The sequence below is a fragment of the Actinomadura pelletieri DSM 43383 genome, from assembly GCF_003634705.1.
In the GTDB taxonomy this organism is placed as follows: Bacteria; Actinomycetota; Actinomycetes; order Streptosporangiales; family Streptosporangiaceae; genus Spirillospora; species Spirillospora pelletieri.
The window spans coordinates 1,323,413-1,338,196 of the sequence record NZ_RBWU01000001.1; the positions used below are offsets into that span (position 1 = coordinate 1,323,413).

11 protein-coding genes are annotated in these 14,784 nt (G+C 70.2%); 5 read left to right on the forward strand and 6 right to left on the reverse strand.

Annotation, left to right across the window (positions count from 1 at the left end):
* Nucleotides 1-50: 50 nt before the first annotated feature.
* Nucleotides 51-293: a DUF6458 family protein gene (locus BZB76_RS05975; protein WP_121433230.1), complete on the forward strand. Its 243-nt coding sequence runs from the start codon at nt 51-53 to the stop codon at nt 291-293.
* A gap of 66 nt (nt 294-359) precedes the next feature.
* Here BZB76_RS05975 and BZB76_RS05980 read toward each other — a convergent pair whose 3' ends face one another.
* From BZB76_RS05980 to BZB76_RS05995, 4 genes are all read right to left on the reverse strand, one after another.
* On the reverse strand, nt 360-1,760 hold the full coding sequence (locus BZB76_RS05980; protein WP_121433470.1) for a dihydrolipoamide acetyltransferase family protein: 1,401 nt from the start codon (nt 1,758-1,760) through the stop codon (nt 360-362).
* A gap of 5 nt (nt 1,761-1,765) precedes the next feature.
* Entirely contained in the window at nt 1,766-2,743 is a 978-nt protein-coding gene (locus BZB76_RS05985) for an alpha-ketoacid dehydrogenase subunit beta (RefSeq protein ID WP_121433231.1), read from the reverse strand.
* On the reverse strand, nt 2,740-3,870 hold the full coding sequence (gene pdhA, locus BZB76_RS05990; RefSeq protein ID WP_121433232.1) for a pyruvate dehydrogenase (acetyl-transferring) E1 component subunit alpha: 1,131 nt from the start codon (nt 3,868-3,870) through the stop codon (nt 2,740-2,742). Before pdhA ends, BZB76_RS05985 begins: the two co-directional genes overlap by 4 nt.
* A 214-nt stretch (nt 3,871-4,084) precedes the next feature.
* Nucleotides 4,085-5,704, reverse strand: a complete 1,620-nt coding sequence (locus BZB76_RS05995) for a hypothetical protein (RefSeq protein WP_121433233.1) — start codon at nt 5,702-5,704, stop codon at nt 4,085-4,087.
* A 97-nt stretch (nt 5,705-5,801) separates the two neighbouring features.
* Between BZB76_RS05995 and purS the strand changes: the two genes are divergently transcribed.
* The 4 genes from purS to purL all read left to right on the forward strand — a co-directional run bounded on the left by purS (nt 5,802) and on the right by purL (nt 11,138).
* Nucleotides 5,802-6,044: a phosphoribosylformylglycinamidine synthase subunit PurS gene (gene purS / locus BZB76_RS06000; protein ID WP_117403263.1), complete on the forward strand. Its 243-nt coding sequence runs from the start codon at nt 5,802-5,804 to the stop codon at nt 6,042-6,044.
* 239 nt (nt 6,045-6,283) lie between these two features.
* Nucleotides 6,284-6,724 (forward strand): ATP-binding protein, encoded by a 441-nt coding sequence (locus BZB76_RS06005; protein WP_246006766.1) that lies wholly within the window; start codon nt 6,284-6,286, stop codon nt 6,722-6,724.
* 96 nt (nt 6,725-6,820) lie between these two features.
* Nucleotides 6,821-7,501, forward strand: a complete 681-nt coding sequence (gene purQ / locus BZB76_RS06010; RefSeq protein WP_121433235.1) for a phosphoribosylformylglycinamidine synthase subunit PurQ — start codon at nt 6,821-6,823, stop codon at nt 7,499-7,501.
* 157 nt (nt 7,502-7,658) lie between these two features.
* A complete protein-coding gene (purL, locus tag BZB76_RS36535) occupies nt 7,659-11,138 on the forward strand; it encodes a phosphoribosylformylglycinamidine synthase subunit PurL (RefSeq protein WP_337959737.1) in 3,480 nt (1,159 codons plus the stop codon).
* Between the two features lie 484 nt (nt 11,139-11,622).
* Here the strand turns inward: purL and BZB76_RS06020 are convergent, their stop codons facing one another.
* Nucleotides 11,623-12,591: a coiled-coil domain-containing protein gene (locus BZB76_RS06020; protein WP_121433236.1), complete on the reverse strand. Its 969-nt coding sequence runs from the start codon at nt 12,589-12,591 to the stop codon at nt 11,623-11,625.
* A gap of 206 nt (nt 12,592-12,797) precedes the next feature.
* A complete protein-coding gene (locus BZB76_RS06025) occupies nt 12,798-14,714 on the reverse strand; it encodes a serine/threonine protein kinase (RefSeq protein WP_121433237.1) in 1,917 nt (638 codons plus the stop codon).
* Nucleotides 14,715-14,784 lie beyond the last annotated feature (70 nt).

Genomic DNA, 14,784 nt, shown 5'->3' on the forward strand with positions numbered 1-14,784 from the left:
AACGGATAGTTAAAGAGCACGGACACAGATCGTCTGGCGGAGGTCATCGCATGGGTCTCGGCGTCAGTGTTTTCACGATCACCCTCGGGCTGATCCTTAAATTCGCGATCAAACCGGACGCGATGACCGACCCGGTGGACATTCACATCATCGGCGTCATCCTGATCATTGTCGGCGGGGCGACTTTCCTGTTGCAGATGCTGATGATGTCCCGGATGCAGCAGCGCGGGCCGCGGTTCCAGTCGAGACGCGACGAGCGCCTCTACGACGGCGACAACCCACCCGGCCCCTGACCTCCGGCCCTGAACAGGCTCGCGGGGTCGGTGCCGTGGCGCGGCACCGGCCCCGCGAGCGTGCGATCAGCTCCAGGCCAACATGCGGACGGGGTCCTCCAGCATGTCGCCGACGTCGCGCAGGACCCGCGACCCCAGTTCGCCGTCCACGATCCGGTGGTCGAACGACAGCGACAGCGTGGTGACCTTCCGGATCGCCAGCTCGCCCTCGTGCACCCACGGCATGTCGCGGATCTGGCCGAACGCGAGGATCGCCGCCTCACCGGGCGTGAGGATCGGAGTTCCGGCGTCCACGCCGAACACCCCGACATTCGTGATCGTGATCGTCCCGTCGGACAGGTCGGCCGGGGACGCCTTGCCCGCGCGGGCCTTGACGGCCAGCTCGTGCAGGGCGCGGGCGAGGCCGGGCAGGTCGAGGTCCTGCGCGTCCTTCACCTTGGGCACGATCAGACCCCGGTCGGTGGCCGCCGCGATCCCCAGGTTCACATAGCGCCTGACGACGATCTCGGCGCCGGACGGACCGTCCACCCAGGTGGCGTTCACCTGCGGGTTCCGTGCCACCGCCGTGATCAGCGCGCGCGCCACCAGCAACAGCGGGGACACCTTCACGTCCGCGAACTCGGGGAGTTCGCGGAGCCGTTTCACGGTCTCCATCGTCCGGGTCACGTCCACCTGGAGGAACTCGGTGACGTGCGGCGCGGTGAACGCCGACTGGGACATCGCCGCCGCGGTCGCCTTGCGGACGCCCTTGACCGGCGTCCGCTCCTCACGCGGCCCCGCCTGGGCGGCGGGCGCGGACGGCGCGGAGTGCGCGGCGAGGACGTCGTCCCGGGTGATCGAACCGCGGGGGCCCGAACCGGCGATGGTCGCGAGGTCCACGCCGAGGTCCTTCGCCATCTTCCGGACCGGCGGCTTGGCCAGCGGCATCCCGTTCTCCACAGGCTGTGGACGAGGCGCGGGCGGCGCGGTGACCGCCGCCTCACGAGCGGGCGGCGCGGCCGGGGGCGCGGGCGGCGGTGTGCCGTTCGGCGTCTTGCGCGGACGGCGCTTGGTCGCCCCCTCCTTCACCCCGTAACCGACGAGGACGGGCTGGCGTTTCGGCTGCTCCTTCGGCGGCGCCGACACGATGCCGGGCTCGTCGGCGGTCGGCACGGCGTCCTCCGCCCGGGGCGCCGCGGTCTGCGCCGGAGGCTCCGGGACGGGGGTGGCCACGCCGCCCTCGCCCGCCGCGTTCACCGCGATGATCGGGGCACCGACCTCCACGGTCGCGCCCTCGGTGACCATCAGCTCCGTCACCACGCCCTCGAACGGGCAGGGCAGTTCCACGATCGCCTTCGCGGTCTCGATCTCCACGATGGTGTCGTTGATCTCGACCGTGTCGCCCACCTGGACATGCCACTTGACGATCTCGGCCTCGGTCAGGCCCTCGCCCACGTCCGGCAGGTTGAAGATTTTCGGCTGGCTCACCGGCGTCACCACGCGAAGGTCCGGTCGACCGCGTCCAGGATGCGGTCGAGGTCGGGCAGGTAGTCGTCCTCGTTGCGGGACGGTGGGTACGGCGTGGAGAACCCGCCGACGCGCAGCACCGGCGACTCCAGCCGGTAGAAGCACCGCTCGGTGATCCGCGCGGCGAGTTCGGCGCCGAACCCGTTGAACACCGGCGCCTCGTGCACGACGACGCACCGTCCCGTCCGGTTCACCGACTCGACGACGGTGTCGATGTCGAGCGGGTTCAGGGAGCGCAGGTCGATGACCTCGAGCGAACGTCCCTCGTCGGCGGCCGCGGCCTCCAGGCACGTCTTCACCGACGGGCCGTACGCCAGCAGCGTCGCGTGCTCGCCCGCATGGACGACCCGCGCCTGGTGCAGCGGCGTCCAGTCGCCCGGTGACGACTCGACGTCGACCTCGGCCTTGTCCCAGTACCGCCGCTTCGGCTCGAAGAAGATCACCGGGTCGGGGGACAGTACCGACTGCTGGATCATCGTGTACGCGTCCACCGGGTTGGAGCACGTCACGACCCGCAGGCCGGGGGTGTGCGTGAAGTAGGCCTCGGGCGACTCCGAGTGGTGCTCCACCGCGCCGATGCCACCGCCGCACGGGATCCGGATGACGACCGGCAGCGACAGCGCGCCGAGCGACCGCATCCGCATCTTCGCGAGCTGGGTGATGATCTGGTCGGCGGCGGGGAACACGAACCCGTCGAACTGTATCTCGACGATGGGCCGGTAGCCGCGCAGCGCCAGCCCGATCGCTGTTCCGACGATGCCGGACTCGGCCAGCGGGGTATCGATGACGCGTTCCTCGCCGAAGTCCTTCTGCAGGCCGTCGGTGACGCGGAAGACGCCGCCGAGCTTGCCGACGTCCTCGCCCATGACGAGGACCTTCGGATCGTTCTCCAGGGCCTTGCGCAGGCCCTCGTTCATGGCCTTACCGAGGGTGAGCGTGGTCACTTCGCCTCCTCCTCGAACGACGCCAGGTAGGCGGCGAACTGCTCCTGCTCCTCGGTCATCAACGGATGGTGTTCGGCGTAGACATGGTCGAACATCGTCAGGGGCTTCGGGTCGGGCATGGCGAGGCACCGGTTGCGCAGGTCCCGCGCGGCCTGCTTGGCCTCGTCCTCGATCTTCTCGAAGTAGGCGGTGTCGGCGTGGTCGTTGCGGACCAGGTACGCCTTGACCCGCTCGATCGGGTCCTTGAGTTTCCACGCCTCTTCTTCGGCCTTCAGCCGGTAGCGCGTGGGGTCGTCCGTGGTGGTGTGGGCGCCCATCCGGTACGTGAACGCCTCGATGAGCGTCGGGCCCTGCCCCTCCCTGGCGTTCTCCAGGGCCTTCCTCGTCACGGCCAGACAGGCGAAGACGTCGTTGCCGTCCACGCGCAGGCCCGGGAATCCGTACCCCTGCGCCCTCTGGTAGAGCGGGATCCGCGACTGCCGTTCGAGGGGTTCGGAGATGGCCCACTGGTTGTTCTGACAGAAGAACACGATGGGCGCGTTGAACACGGAGGCGAACACGAACGACTCGTTCACGTCGCCCTGGGAGGTCGCGCCGTCACCGAAGTAGGCGACGGTCGCGGTCGCCGACGGTGTGCCGACGACGCCGTCCCGCTGGACGCCCATCGCGTAGCCGGTCGCGTGCAGCGTCTGCGCGCCGATCACGACCGTGTACAGGTGGAAGTTGTGCTCGGCCGGGTCCCAGCCGCCGTGGCTGACGCCGCGGAACAGACCGACCATGTTGAGGTGGTCGACGCCCCTGCACCAGGCGACGCCGTGCTCCCGGTAGGTGGGGAACACCATGTCGTTCTCGGACAGGGCGCGTCCCGAGCCGATCTGCGCGGCCTCCTGGCCGAGCAGCGACGGCCACAGGCCCAGTTCGCCCTGCCGGGTGAGCGCCACCGACTCCAGGTCGAGGCGCCGTACGATCACCAGATCGCGATAGAGGTCGCGTACCTCCTCGGCACTGAGGTCCAGGGGGTAGTCGGGATGCTCGACGCGCTCCCCCTCGGGGGTGAGCAGCTGGACGAGCTCAGGTTCGGCGAGCTCGGGGGTGTCGGGCGCGCCGCGCACGGAGTCGATCGTCATCGATGACACTCCTCGTTCGGGGCCGGCGCACGGGATCGCCGTGCGGTGGCCGATGCCAACGGCTCCCGGCCCCGGTAAGGGACGAAAGCCGCTTATGCCATCGTGGCAGACATCACACCCTGCGATGCAAGTCCCGCCACCCGGGTCCCTACCCTCAGCCCACTTCCCTGACGCAAACGTGACACATCCCACCCGGTTCCCCCGAACGGGCGGGTTACTCGCGGGACAGCGCCCTGGTCACGCCCGCGGCGACGGTCAGACCGAGGACGAGCCCGGCCGCCACGATGAAGTTGGCGATCCACTGGTAGACGCCCTTGGGCGCGAACACCGTCTCCTGCCCGAGGGTGCCGATGGGGAGGATGAGGTCGAGCGTGTAGAAGAACGCATTGAAGTGCGGCTTCTGACCGGTGTCCAGCACATCCGGCTTGTGCAGGGAGAAGACGATCGTTCCGAACGCGAGCAGACCGATCAGCCAGCTCGCCGCGCGGAACGGACGGTAGCCGTAGCCGACCAGGCCGTCCTGAAGGAAGCCGATGACCTTGCGGGACATGCCCTGCGTCTTGCGCCGGTCCCGGGCCTTGGCGAGCAGGACGGACCGTCCGTCGGCGTCCAACCCGAGGGACCGGTACGTCTGGGCGAGCCGCTCGTAGGGCTGCGGGGCGTAGCCGTCGGTGTCGCGGCGCAGCCAGGCGAGGCGCTCGCGGGCGGTGAGCGGCGGATCGAGGGTCTCGTACTGGAGGCCGTCGAGCTGGAGGCGCTCCGGCCAGGAGGACGCGTCGTCCCGCAGCAGGTTGATCCGGGCGTAGGACAGGTCGGCGGTGCCGTGGATCGGTTCGGCGGTGCGCAGCAGCAGCTCCTCGGCCTGGACGCGCTGGAGGCTGAGGGCCGTCCCCTGGTCGTGGCGCAGGTGGGCGTCCCGGAAGCTGAGCTGACCGGTGACGCGGGCGCCGGAGAAGCTGACGGTGCCGACGGCCGAGAAGCCGTCGGAACAGTAGATGTCGGTCTCGACGGTCAGGTCGTCGGCGTTCAGGGCCGTGCGCTGCGGCGCGGACAGCCGCGCGCCGACGAACGACAGGTACCCGCCGACCGTGGCGCCGCGCAGCCGCACCTCGCCCTCGGCGCTGAACCCGCCGTCGCAGAACACGTTCGCCGCCACGTTCAGGCGGCTGGCGTACAGGGCGGCGCCGGACGGGTTGTGCAGCCGCGCCCCCCGGAAGATCAGCTGACCGCCGACCGTGGCGCCGGGCAGCCGGACCTCACCCGTGGAGCTGAAGCCCTGGTCGCAGTACACGTTGGCCTCGACGGTGAGACGGTCGGCGAGCAGCGCGTCCCCGCCCGGGTTGCTCAACTGGACGCCCGACATGTTCAGGATGCCGGTGATGTTGGCGCCGTCCAGCCACAGCCCGCCGCTGATCCGGCTGCCCTCCAGCCACAGATGCCCGTCGACCCGCGTACCGGAGGCGATCAGACCCGGCAGGCGGCAGCGCATCAGATGGACGCTGTTCATGCTCGCCCAGTACAGGTGCGGCGCCTCGTCGAACGAACAGCCGGTGAGCGCCAGCGGAACGGTGACCTCGGCATGGCCCAGGTTCAGCGAGCCGGTGATGCGGGCACCGCCCAGCCGGACGGCCGCGACCTGTCCCGGCTCGGGCTCCACGGCGCCGACGAGCAGCGCGACGAGGACCTCCGCTCTGACCACCCGTTCGTGGCCCCACTGGTCGGCCTGACCGATGTCGTCGTAGACCGGGTCACCGGACGACAGGTCGACCGATTCGCCCTTGGGGAACGCCGTCCAAAGACGGCGCTCCGCAGGGGTCAGGTCCTCGATGTCCATCGGGCGGCTCCGGGGGGTGCGGCTGGTTCGTGATGGGTAAATGGTGCCGTACGCTTCAGGGTCGTAAGGAAAAGCGCTGATCACAGAGGGGGCGGCCATGGCGCGTGTCGTCGTCGACGTCATGCTCAAGCCGGAGATCCTCGACCCGCAGGGGCAGGCGATCGCCCGGAAGTTGCCGCAGATGGGCTTTGACGGGGTCGTCGCCGTCCGCCAGGGCAAGCGGTTCGAGGTGGAGTTGGAGGGCGAGGCCGACGAGGCGGCCCTGGAACGGGTCGGCAAGATCGCCGAGACGCTGCTGGCCAACCCCGTCATCGAGAACTATGAGGTTCGCGTTATCTGACGCTTCTGACCAGAAATGGCAGGGAATAGCGTGCGGCGATAGCCCGCATTGGCGCGTTCCACACGGTGCCGATCGGTTGCCGGTGTCGGCGGGTCTTCTGTGGAGGGCCCGCGAGTATAGCGATTACGGAACATTCCGCGGGGGAAGTGTTAGCTGCGTCGAAGTTTCGTCGAGCACGCTCCGGGGTCGGGGGACCGTCGGTGAATTTTCCGGAGCTGACACGAGGTGTCCGGGTGGATATGAGATTCTCGCTCTCGCTGCCGCGCGAGGAGCCGAGCATCCCGGTGGTCCGACGGGTGGTGGGGAACGCGCTGCGGGGGCTGGGCGTCACCGCCGACTGCGTCGACGACGTCCTGGTCGCCCTCTCCGAGGCCTGCACGAACGCCGTCCAGCACGCCCGCGCGACCGGCGAGTACGTGGTGGTCGGACGGGTCGACGAGGGCGTCTGCACACTGAAGATCATGGACTGGGGTCGTGGACCCCGACCGGCCCCCGGAGAACGGGGGATTTTGAGCGAATCCGGCCGCGGCATTAAGATCATGCGTGCTCTGGTGGACGACCTGGACATCGACTCATCACCCGACCGGGGCACCATCGTTCACCTGCGGAAGCGCCTGACCTGGCGTGATGAGGCACTGGTCCGACGCCTCGACCGCCGACTCAGCCGTAGCGCCGGGTAGATTGGTACGCGCGCGGGGGATGTGACGCGCATCGGGGTGTTCGGCGGTACGACCCGCCCGTCCCGGCCGCCCCCTCATTTCGGAGGAACAGAACAGATGGACGCTGCCCGGGTGGGGATCATCACCTTCCCCGGTTCGCTCGACGACAGGGACGCCGCACGCGCCGTCCGGTTGGCCGGCGCGGAACCGGTCGTGCTCTGGCACGGCGACCATGACCTGCGTGGAGTCGACGCCGTCGTGCTCCCCGGTGGGTTCTCCTACGGCGACTACCTACGGGCCGGCGCGATCGCCCGGTTCGCGCCGCTGATGACCGAACTGGTCGCCGCCGCCGGCGCCGGCCTGCCGATCCTCGGCATCTGCAACGGCTTCCAGGTGCTGTGCGAGTCGCACCTGCTGCCCGGCGCGCTGCTGCCGAACTCCGGCCTGCACTTCGTGTGCCGTGACCAGCGTCTCAGGGTGGAGAACGCCGACACCGCGTGGACGAGCGAATATCGTGAAGGCCAGGAGCTGGTGATCCCGATCAAGAACCGGGACGGCCGCTACACCGCCGATCGGGAGACCCTGACGGAGCTGGCCGACACCGGCCGGATCGTCGCCCGGTACGTCGACCTCAACCCCAACGGATCCCTCGACGACATCGCCGGCATCTGCAACGAGGCCGGCAATGTGGTCGGGCTCATGCCCCACCCGGAGCACGCCGTGGAGTCACTCACCGGACCGTCCACGGACGGTCTAGGGTTCTTCGCCTCCGTGGTGAAGAAACTGGTGACAGCATGAGCGCAGCGAACCGGGGGGTGTGGGGGGTCGTCCCCCCACAAGGCACACGTATGAGTGAAGTGAACCGGGGGGTGTGGGGGGTCGTCCCCTCGCCTGGGGCACGTATGAGCGCAGTGAATCGGGGGACGTGGGGGGTCGTCCCCCACAAGGAGAACGCATGAGCGAGCAACGGTCCCAACCTGCTGGGCGAGCGACCCGGGAGTCCTCGGACGAGCCCTCGATGGAGTGGCTCGGCGAGCTGAAGTCCGACGCCGAAGATCCGGAACTCCAGCCGGTCAACCCCTCGGTGACCCAGGCCTTCGAGGCCATGCTCGAAGAGGCCAAGCCCGCCGACCCGGCCGCCGCCCCGCCGCAGCCCCCTGCCCAGGCGCCGCCGCCCGCGCAGGTCCAGGTCCAGGCGGAGCCGGTCGTTCGTGCGGAGCCGGTCATCCAGGTCGACGCGGCCGTCCAGGCGGCGCTCAACGCGGCGGCGGCCCTGGCCGTCCCGCCGCTGTCCGGCGGTGGCCCTGAGCGGCCCGACCAGGAGTTCGCCCGCGCCCTGGCCGAGGAACGCGCCTCCGGCGACCCCTCGTCCACCGTGGCGGACGCGATGCCCTCTCCTCCCGACACGAACGGTCACCCCGCCCCGCCGGTGCCTCCGCCCGCTCCCCAGGCTCCCCTCGACCCGAACACGGGTCCACAGCCCACCGTCGCTCCCGGCACGGGCCCGCAGCCTCTGGTCAACCCGAACACCGGCCCGCTGCCCTCGGTCGGCCCGCAGCCCCCGCTCGGAGGGACGGGCCCGCTGCCCACCGTGCCCCCCGGCACCGGACCGCTGCCGGTTGTCGGACCGGGCACAGGACCGCAGCCCACCGTGGGGTCGAACACCGGCCCGCAGCCTCCGGTCGGCCCCGGCACGGGTCCGCAGCCGACCGTCGGTCCTGGTACGGGTCCGCAGCCCACCGTCGGTCCTGGTACGGGTCCGCAGCCGACCGTCGGTCCGAACACCGGGCCGCAGCCTTCGGTCGGACGTGGGACGGGTCCGCTGCCCGCCGTGAATCCCGGGACGGGGCCGCTGCCGATGGTCGGGCCCGGAACCGGTCCGCAGCCGACCGTCGGCCCGAACACCGGTCCGCAACACTTCGTCCAGCCTGAGCGGCCCGGTACCGGTCCGCAGCCCGCGATCGGACGCGGCACAGGCCCCCAGCACGCTCTGGGCCAGGTGACAGGCCCTCAGCCCACGGTTCACCTCGGCACGGGACCACAGCCCGCCATAGGCCCAGGGAACGACCCGCGGCCCGCGGTCGGGCCGGGCACCGGGCCGCAGCCCGCGCTCGGTCCCGGAACGGGTCCGCAGCCCGCGCTCGGGTCGGGCGCACCGGCCTACTCCGGTACGGACACCGTCGCGATCGCGGCGGCGTCTCCGGAGCGTCCGCTGCCGTACGTCGAGCTGGGCATGAACGAGGAGGAGTACCAGCGCGTCCGGAACATCCTCGGGCGCCGTCCGACCTCGTCGGAGCTGGCGATCTACTCGGTGATGTGGAGCGAGCACTGCTCCTACAAGAGTTCCAAGGTGCACCTGCGCCAGTTCGGCGACAAGGCCCCGAAGACCGACAAGCTGCTGGTCGGCATGGGGGAGAACGCCGGGGTCGTGGACATCGGCCAGGGGTGGGCGGTCACCTTCAAGGTGGAGTCGCACAACCATCCGTCGTACGTGGAGCCCTACCAGGGCGCGGCGACCGGCGTCGGCGGGATCGTCCGCGACATCATCTCGATGGGCGCGCGGCCGATCGCCGTCATGGACTCGCTGCGCTTCGGCCCGGCGGACGCGCCGGACACCCAGCGGGTGCTGCCCGGTGTCGTCGCGGGCATCGGCGGCTACGGCAACTCGCTCGGCCTGCCCAACATCGGCGGTGAGACGGCCTTCGACGCCTGCTACGAGCAGAACCCGCTGGTGAACGCGTTGTGCGTCGGTGTGATGAAGCACGAGGACATCAAGCGCGCGGTGGCCTCCGGCCCCGGCAACAAGGTGATCCTTTTCGGCGCGATGACGGGCCCGGACGGCATCGGTGGCGCGTCCGTCCTCGCGTCGGCGACGTTCGACGAGGAGTCGCAGAAGAAGCGGCCGTCCGTCCAGGTCGGCGACCCGTTCATGGAGAAGCTGCTGATCGAGTGTTGTCTGGAGCTGTTCGGCGAGGACCTCGTCGTCGGCATCCAGGACCTCGGCGCGGCCGGGGTGTCGTGCGCCACGACGGAGCTGGCCGCGGCCGGCACCGGCGGCATGCACATCGACCTCGACCTCGTCCCGCTGCGCGATGAGACGCTTCTCCCCGAGGAGATCCTCATGAGCGAGTCGCAGGAGCGGATGATGGCGGTGGTGGAGCCGGGCAAGGTCGACCGCTTCCTGGAGATCTGCGCCCGCTGGGAGATCCCGGCGACCGTGATCGGGCAGGTCACCGACACCCGCCGCCTGGTGATGACCTGGCGGGGCGAGACCATCGTCGACATCCCGCCGGTGACCGCCGTCGACGAGGGGCCGGTGTACCAGCGTCCGCTGGAGCCGCCGCAGGACCTCGGGGCCCTCCAGTCGGACACGCCGGGGCGGCTCACCCGTCCGTCCAACGGCGACGAGCTGCGCCGCACCGTGCTGTGGCTGGCCGGTTCGCCGAACCTCGCGAGCAAGACCTGGGTGACCTCCCAGTACGACCGCTACGTACTGGGCAACACCGTGCTGGCCATGCCGGAGAACGCGGGCGTGGTGCGCATCGACGACGAGTCGGGGCTCGGCATCGCGCTGTCCCTGGACGGGAACGGCCGGTACTCCCGGCTCGACCCGTACGCGGGCGCGCAGCTCGCGCTGTCGGAGGCGTTCCGGAACGTCGCCGCCACCGGCGCGCGGCCCCTGGCCGTGACCAACTGCCTCAACTTCGGCTCCCCGGAGGACCCGGGCGTCATGTGGCAGTTCGCCCGCGCGGTCGAGGGCCTGGCGGACGGCTGCCAGTACCTCGGCATCCCCGTCACGGGCGGCAACGTCAGCTTCTACAACCAGACCGGCACCACGGCGATCAACCCGACCCCGGTCGTCGGCGTCCTCGGCGTCCACGATGACGTGCGCCGCCGCGTCAACATGTCCCTCACCACCGACGGCGCGACGATCGCGCTGCTCGGTGAGACCCGCGAGGAGTTCGGCGGGTCGGAGTGGGCGCATGTCGTCTACGGGCACCTGGGCGGCCTGCCGCCGCTGGTCGACCTGAAGGCGGAGGCGGCGCTGGCGTCGGTGATGGTGAGCGCCATTCGGGACGGGCTGGTCACCGCCGTCCACGACCTGTCGGACGGCGGCCTGTCGCAGACGCTGGTGGAGTCGTGCCTGCGCGGCGGGCTCGGCGCCAGGATCACGCTGCCGGGCGACCCGTTCACGGCGCTGTTCAGCGAGTCGGTGGCCCGCGCCATGGTCGTCGTCACCCCGGGCGCGGAGGCGCGCCTGGCGGCGCTGTGCGAGTCTGCGGGCGTCCCCGTCGCGCAGCTCGGTGTGGCGGGCGGCGACGCGCTGACCGTCACGGGCCGTGCGCCGGAGGGCGACCAGCAGGAGCTGTTCAGCATCCCGCTGCACGAGCTTCGCGAGGCCCACGAGCGCATGCTCCCCAGCTACGCCGACTGACCCGCAACGTCCGCGCTCACCAAATCGACGCGGCGACCACGTAAAACACGAAAGGGCGTCCCTCAAACCCTGAGGGACGCCCTTTCACGTGGGCACATGCCAGCTCGGGGATCGAGTTCTGATAGCGAGATCACGGCCCTGCGGTAAGTCCGGCGTTCCGGCGTTGTCCCGGGCCGTTCTCCGCCGGACGAGACGGTGGGGGCCGTCCCAGCTTGAGGTGGCCGTTCCAGTCGTCCATGGCCATCGAACACAGTGGCCTCAGCCCGCACGCGAACGCGTTACCCACCTGGTGGAGCGATGCCGAAGGCGAGCGTAGCCGGGTGGATCGCGAAGCGATGCGCGTTCGCCCAGGGACGGTCGCGTAGCGAGCCGTTAGGCGAGCGGAGTGGGCCGGGCCTGCGATCAACACAGCCGGGTGGATCGCGAAGCGATGCGCGTTCGCCCGGGACGGTCGCGTAGCGAGCCGGGCCTGCAATGAATACGGCTAGAAGACCGAGATGTGGACGTGGTCGTAGTGGTTCGCGGTGGTTCCGCCGCGGTTTTCCATCATGCGCCAGCCGGGGCTGCGCATGTCGTAGATGCGTTGGCGCCAGATGACGTACTTGATGCCGAGGGAACGCGCGTGGGTGATCGCGTACTGGGCGGCCGCGTCGCCCTTCGACTGGGCGCTGCCGGTGGCCATCGCGCCGCCGGTCGTGACCATGAAGTCGCAGGCGCGGCCGGTGCCGTGGTCCTGCGGGTCGCCGGGGCGTGTGCAGCCGATCACGGGGAACGGGCCGGTCTCCAGGTCGATGGTGTTCTTGACCCTGAGCATTCGGGGGGTGACGCCGCCCATGCCGATGCTCGGCGACTCGGGCTTGTACCGCTTGACGAGTGCCGTGATCTCGGCCTTACGGCTGAGCAGGTCCTTGATCTCCTTCTTCAGCTGCGCCATCTTCAGCTCGGCCTGCTTACGGGCCTGGACCTCGTCCTGGACGAGCTTCTGGATCTGTTTGACCCGTCCGGCCTTGTTCTGCGCCAGATGGCTGACCAGGGCGGAGTTGCTGAGCAGGTCGCTGGGGTTCGCGCCGGTCACGACCGTGACCGTGGGGTCCTCGCCGTTCATCATGTACTGGGTCGCGGCGAGTTGGGCGACGAGGTCGCGGGCTTCGGTGAGGTCCTGCTGGAGGTTCTGGGACTTCTGGAGTGACTTCTTCGCGGCGTACTGGGCGTCCTTCAGCTTGGCCAGGTCGCCGCCGTACTCCTTGTCGAGTTTCTCGATCTGCCGGTTGAGCTGCTGGAACTTCTTGCTGTCACCGGGGTCGGCGGCGTAGGCGGCAAGGGCGGCGAGGGCGGGGGGAGCCGCGGCGGACGGGGTGGCGGTGCCGATGAACGGCAGTGCCGTGGCGAAGGCCACGAGAGCCAGACCGGCGCGTCTGCCACGGCGCCGATGTGCGGAGGCGGGGGTCTCCACGTGTACTCCTCTCGTCACTGCCGTAGGTCAATGGTCATGAAAGTGCCGTTTGTGCCTCGCCAAGGTTAGACCCAAGGGATCAGTGGGACGGGGCGAAGCGCGAGAAGCCCGATCGCTTCCTGGGAGCCGAGCCATCTTACGTGACACGGCTCACAGCTTTCCTTGTGGGCAAGGCGGTTCAGCCACTTCTTCTGTACGGGACGGGTTCAGCCTCGGTTCAGACGGCCTCCGTAGCCGAGGTTCGTGCCGGGCCTGCTCCACGTGTACTGGATCGTCCCGTCCGGTTGCCGGGTGATCTCGACGACCCCGGACGTGCACGGCTTCCCGACGGACAGGGACATCTTCAGCGCGCTCTCCGTGCCCCGGGTCAACGTGACCGTGCCGTTGCACCGCTCTCTCGGGTAGAACACGCGGCCCGTGGTCCCACCGGACGTGAACGTCACTTCCAGGGGGAAGGAGACGTTGCGGTTGGTGTTGACCATCGTCCCCTTCCATGTCCCCCCGAACGCCGACGGGATGGTCGTCACCGGACGGTTGTTCGAGGCGTTCGCGTTGTCGGGGGGCGGGTCGTTGTCGTCGGCGCGGAGTTGGGGCCACAGCACGAGCGCGATGATGGCGATGCCGACACCGACGCCGATGAACAGGGACAGCGCCACACCGAGCACGTGGTTGCTCGGACGCCGCGACTTCGCGCGGGACGCGAACGGCGACCGGCCGTGCTCGTTGCCGTCGTGACCGGACGCCAGCCCCGGGATGAGGTGCGGGGCCGATTCGGCGCTGTCGCCGGTCTCGTCCAGGTCGACGGCGTCGAATGTGGCCGTCCGGTCGACGGAGATCGGGTCGAGTCTCGTGGTCTCGTCGATCCGGCCCGACGGGGCGGAGCGGGGCGGGTCGTTCTCGTCCAGTGCCTGGAACGCCGTGGTCTCCTCGAAGGCCGCCGGGTCCAGGTCGGCGGGGGACGGCCCGGGCTCCGGCCTGGGTTCAGGACGTGGCCGTCGCATTCGGGAGAGCTTCCCCAGCAGCGGGATGGACGGCGTCGAGGGGTCGCCCTGAGCAGGGGGCATCCCCGGGGCGGGGGCCGGCGGGTTCGGCGGAGTCGGCGGGCCCGGGGTGAACGCGGGTGGTGTGGACGGCGCCGGCCCCTGCCCGGTGGTGGGCGCCGGGTGGGGCGGCGCTCCCATCGGCGTTCGCGGCAGTTGCGTCGGCGGAATCGGCGGCGCCGGGGCGGGTGCGGGCTGCGGCGCGGGCCGCCCGGACGCGAGCGCGCGCCCTTCCTCGACCATGGTGGGCGGCGTTCGACCGGCGAGCGGCGCGTTCTCGTCCAGGAGCCGTTCGAGGAGTTGCCTGGCCGTCGGACGGTCGTCCGGGTCCTTGGCAAGGGCGGCGGCCATGACGTCCCGGAGCGAGTCGGGGACCTTCGCCAGGTCGGCGTCGTCGTAGACGATCCGCTGCATCACTTCGGACGGCGAACCGTCGCCGAACGGCAGGGCGCCGGTGGCGGCGAACAGGAGCGTGGACGCCCAGGCGAACACGTCCACGGCCTCGCCGCTGCCCGAACCGCGCAACTGCTCGGGCGCCTTGTAGGACGGGTCCTCGGTCATGTGTCCGCTGAAGGAGGCGTTGACGGCCTCCAGCGCCTGGGCGATGCCGAAATCGCACAGGCGCGGGCCGTCCCGTCCCAGGAGAACGTTGCCGGGTTTCAGACTGTGATGGAGTGCGCTTGCACGGTGCACGGCCGCGAGAGCGATCGCTGTACCGACGGCGACTCGTTCGACGACGGTGCCGCCGCGTGGGCCCTCCTCGTCCACGAGTTGCTGGAGGGACGGTCCGTCCACCCACTGGCTCACCACATAGGGGCGGTCGCCTTCCACGTCGGCGTGCAGGATGGCGGCCGTGCAGAAGCCGGAGACCTTCCTGGCGGAGGCGAACGCGTCCGCGAACCGTGACCGGGCGGCGGGCTCGCCGCTGAGCCGGACATGCAGGACCTTCACGGCGACCGGGCCGCCGGACGGGTCCCGGCCGAGGAAGACGGTGCCCTGTTCGCCCACGCCGAGCCGGCCCGTGATCTCGAAGGCGCCGAGTCTTCGCGGGTCACCCGGCTGCAGAGGCAGCGCCTCGGGCATCTGACGAACCTCCGTGTCCTTCCGGGGACGGCGTCCCCGGCCTCCCCGATCTCCTTTACTTCCCGAGGCC

What these genes read in the sequence shown, in the direction of transcription:
- purQ (WP_121433235.1), top strand. Translation starts at nt 6,821, where the DNA reads ATGGACGCTGCCCGGGTGGGGATCATCACCTTCCCCGGTTCGCTCGAC.
- BZB76_RS06005 (WP_246006766.1), top strand. Translation starts at nt 6,284, where the DNA reads ATGAGATTCTCGCTCTCGCTGCCGCGCGAGGAGCCGAGCATCCCGGTG.
- BZB76_RS05975 (WP_121433230.1), top strand. Translation starts at nt 51, where the DNA reads ATGGGTCTCGGCGTCAGTGTTTTCACGATCACCCTCGGGCTGATCCTT.
- BZB76_RS06025 (WP_121433237.1), bottom strand. Translation starts at nt 14,714, where the DNA reads ATGCCCGAGGCGCTGCCTCTGCAGCCGGGTGACCCGCGAAGACTCGGC.
- purS (WP_117403263.1), top strand. Translation starts at nt 5,802, where the DNA reads ATGGCGCGTGTCGTCGTCGACGTCATGCTCAAGCCGGAGATCCTCGAC.
- pdhA (WP_121433232.1), bottom strand. Translation starts at nt 3,870, where the DNA reads ATGACGATCGACTCCGTGCGCGGCGCGCCCGACACCCCCGAGCTCGCC.
- BZB76_RS05995 (WP_121433233.1), bottom strand. Translation starts at nt 5,704, where the DNA reads ATGGACATCGAGGACCTGACCCCTGCGGAGCGCCGTCTTTGGACGGCG.
- purL (WP_337959737.1), top strand. Translation starts at nt 7,659, where the DNA reads ATGAGCGAGCAACGGTCCCAACCTGCTGGGCGAGCGACCCGGGAGTCC.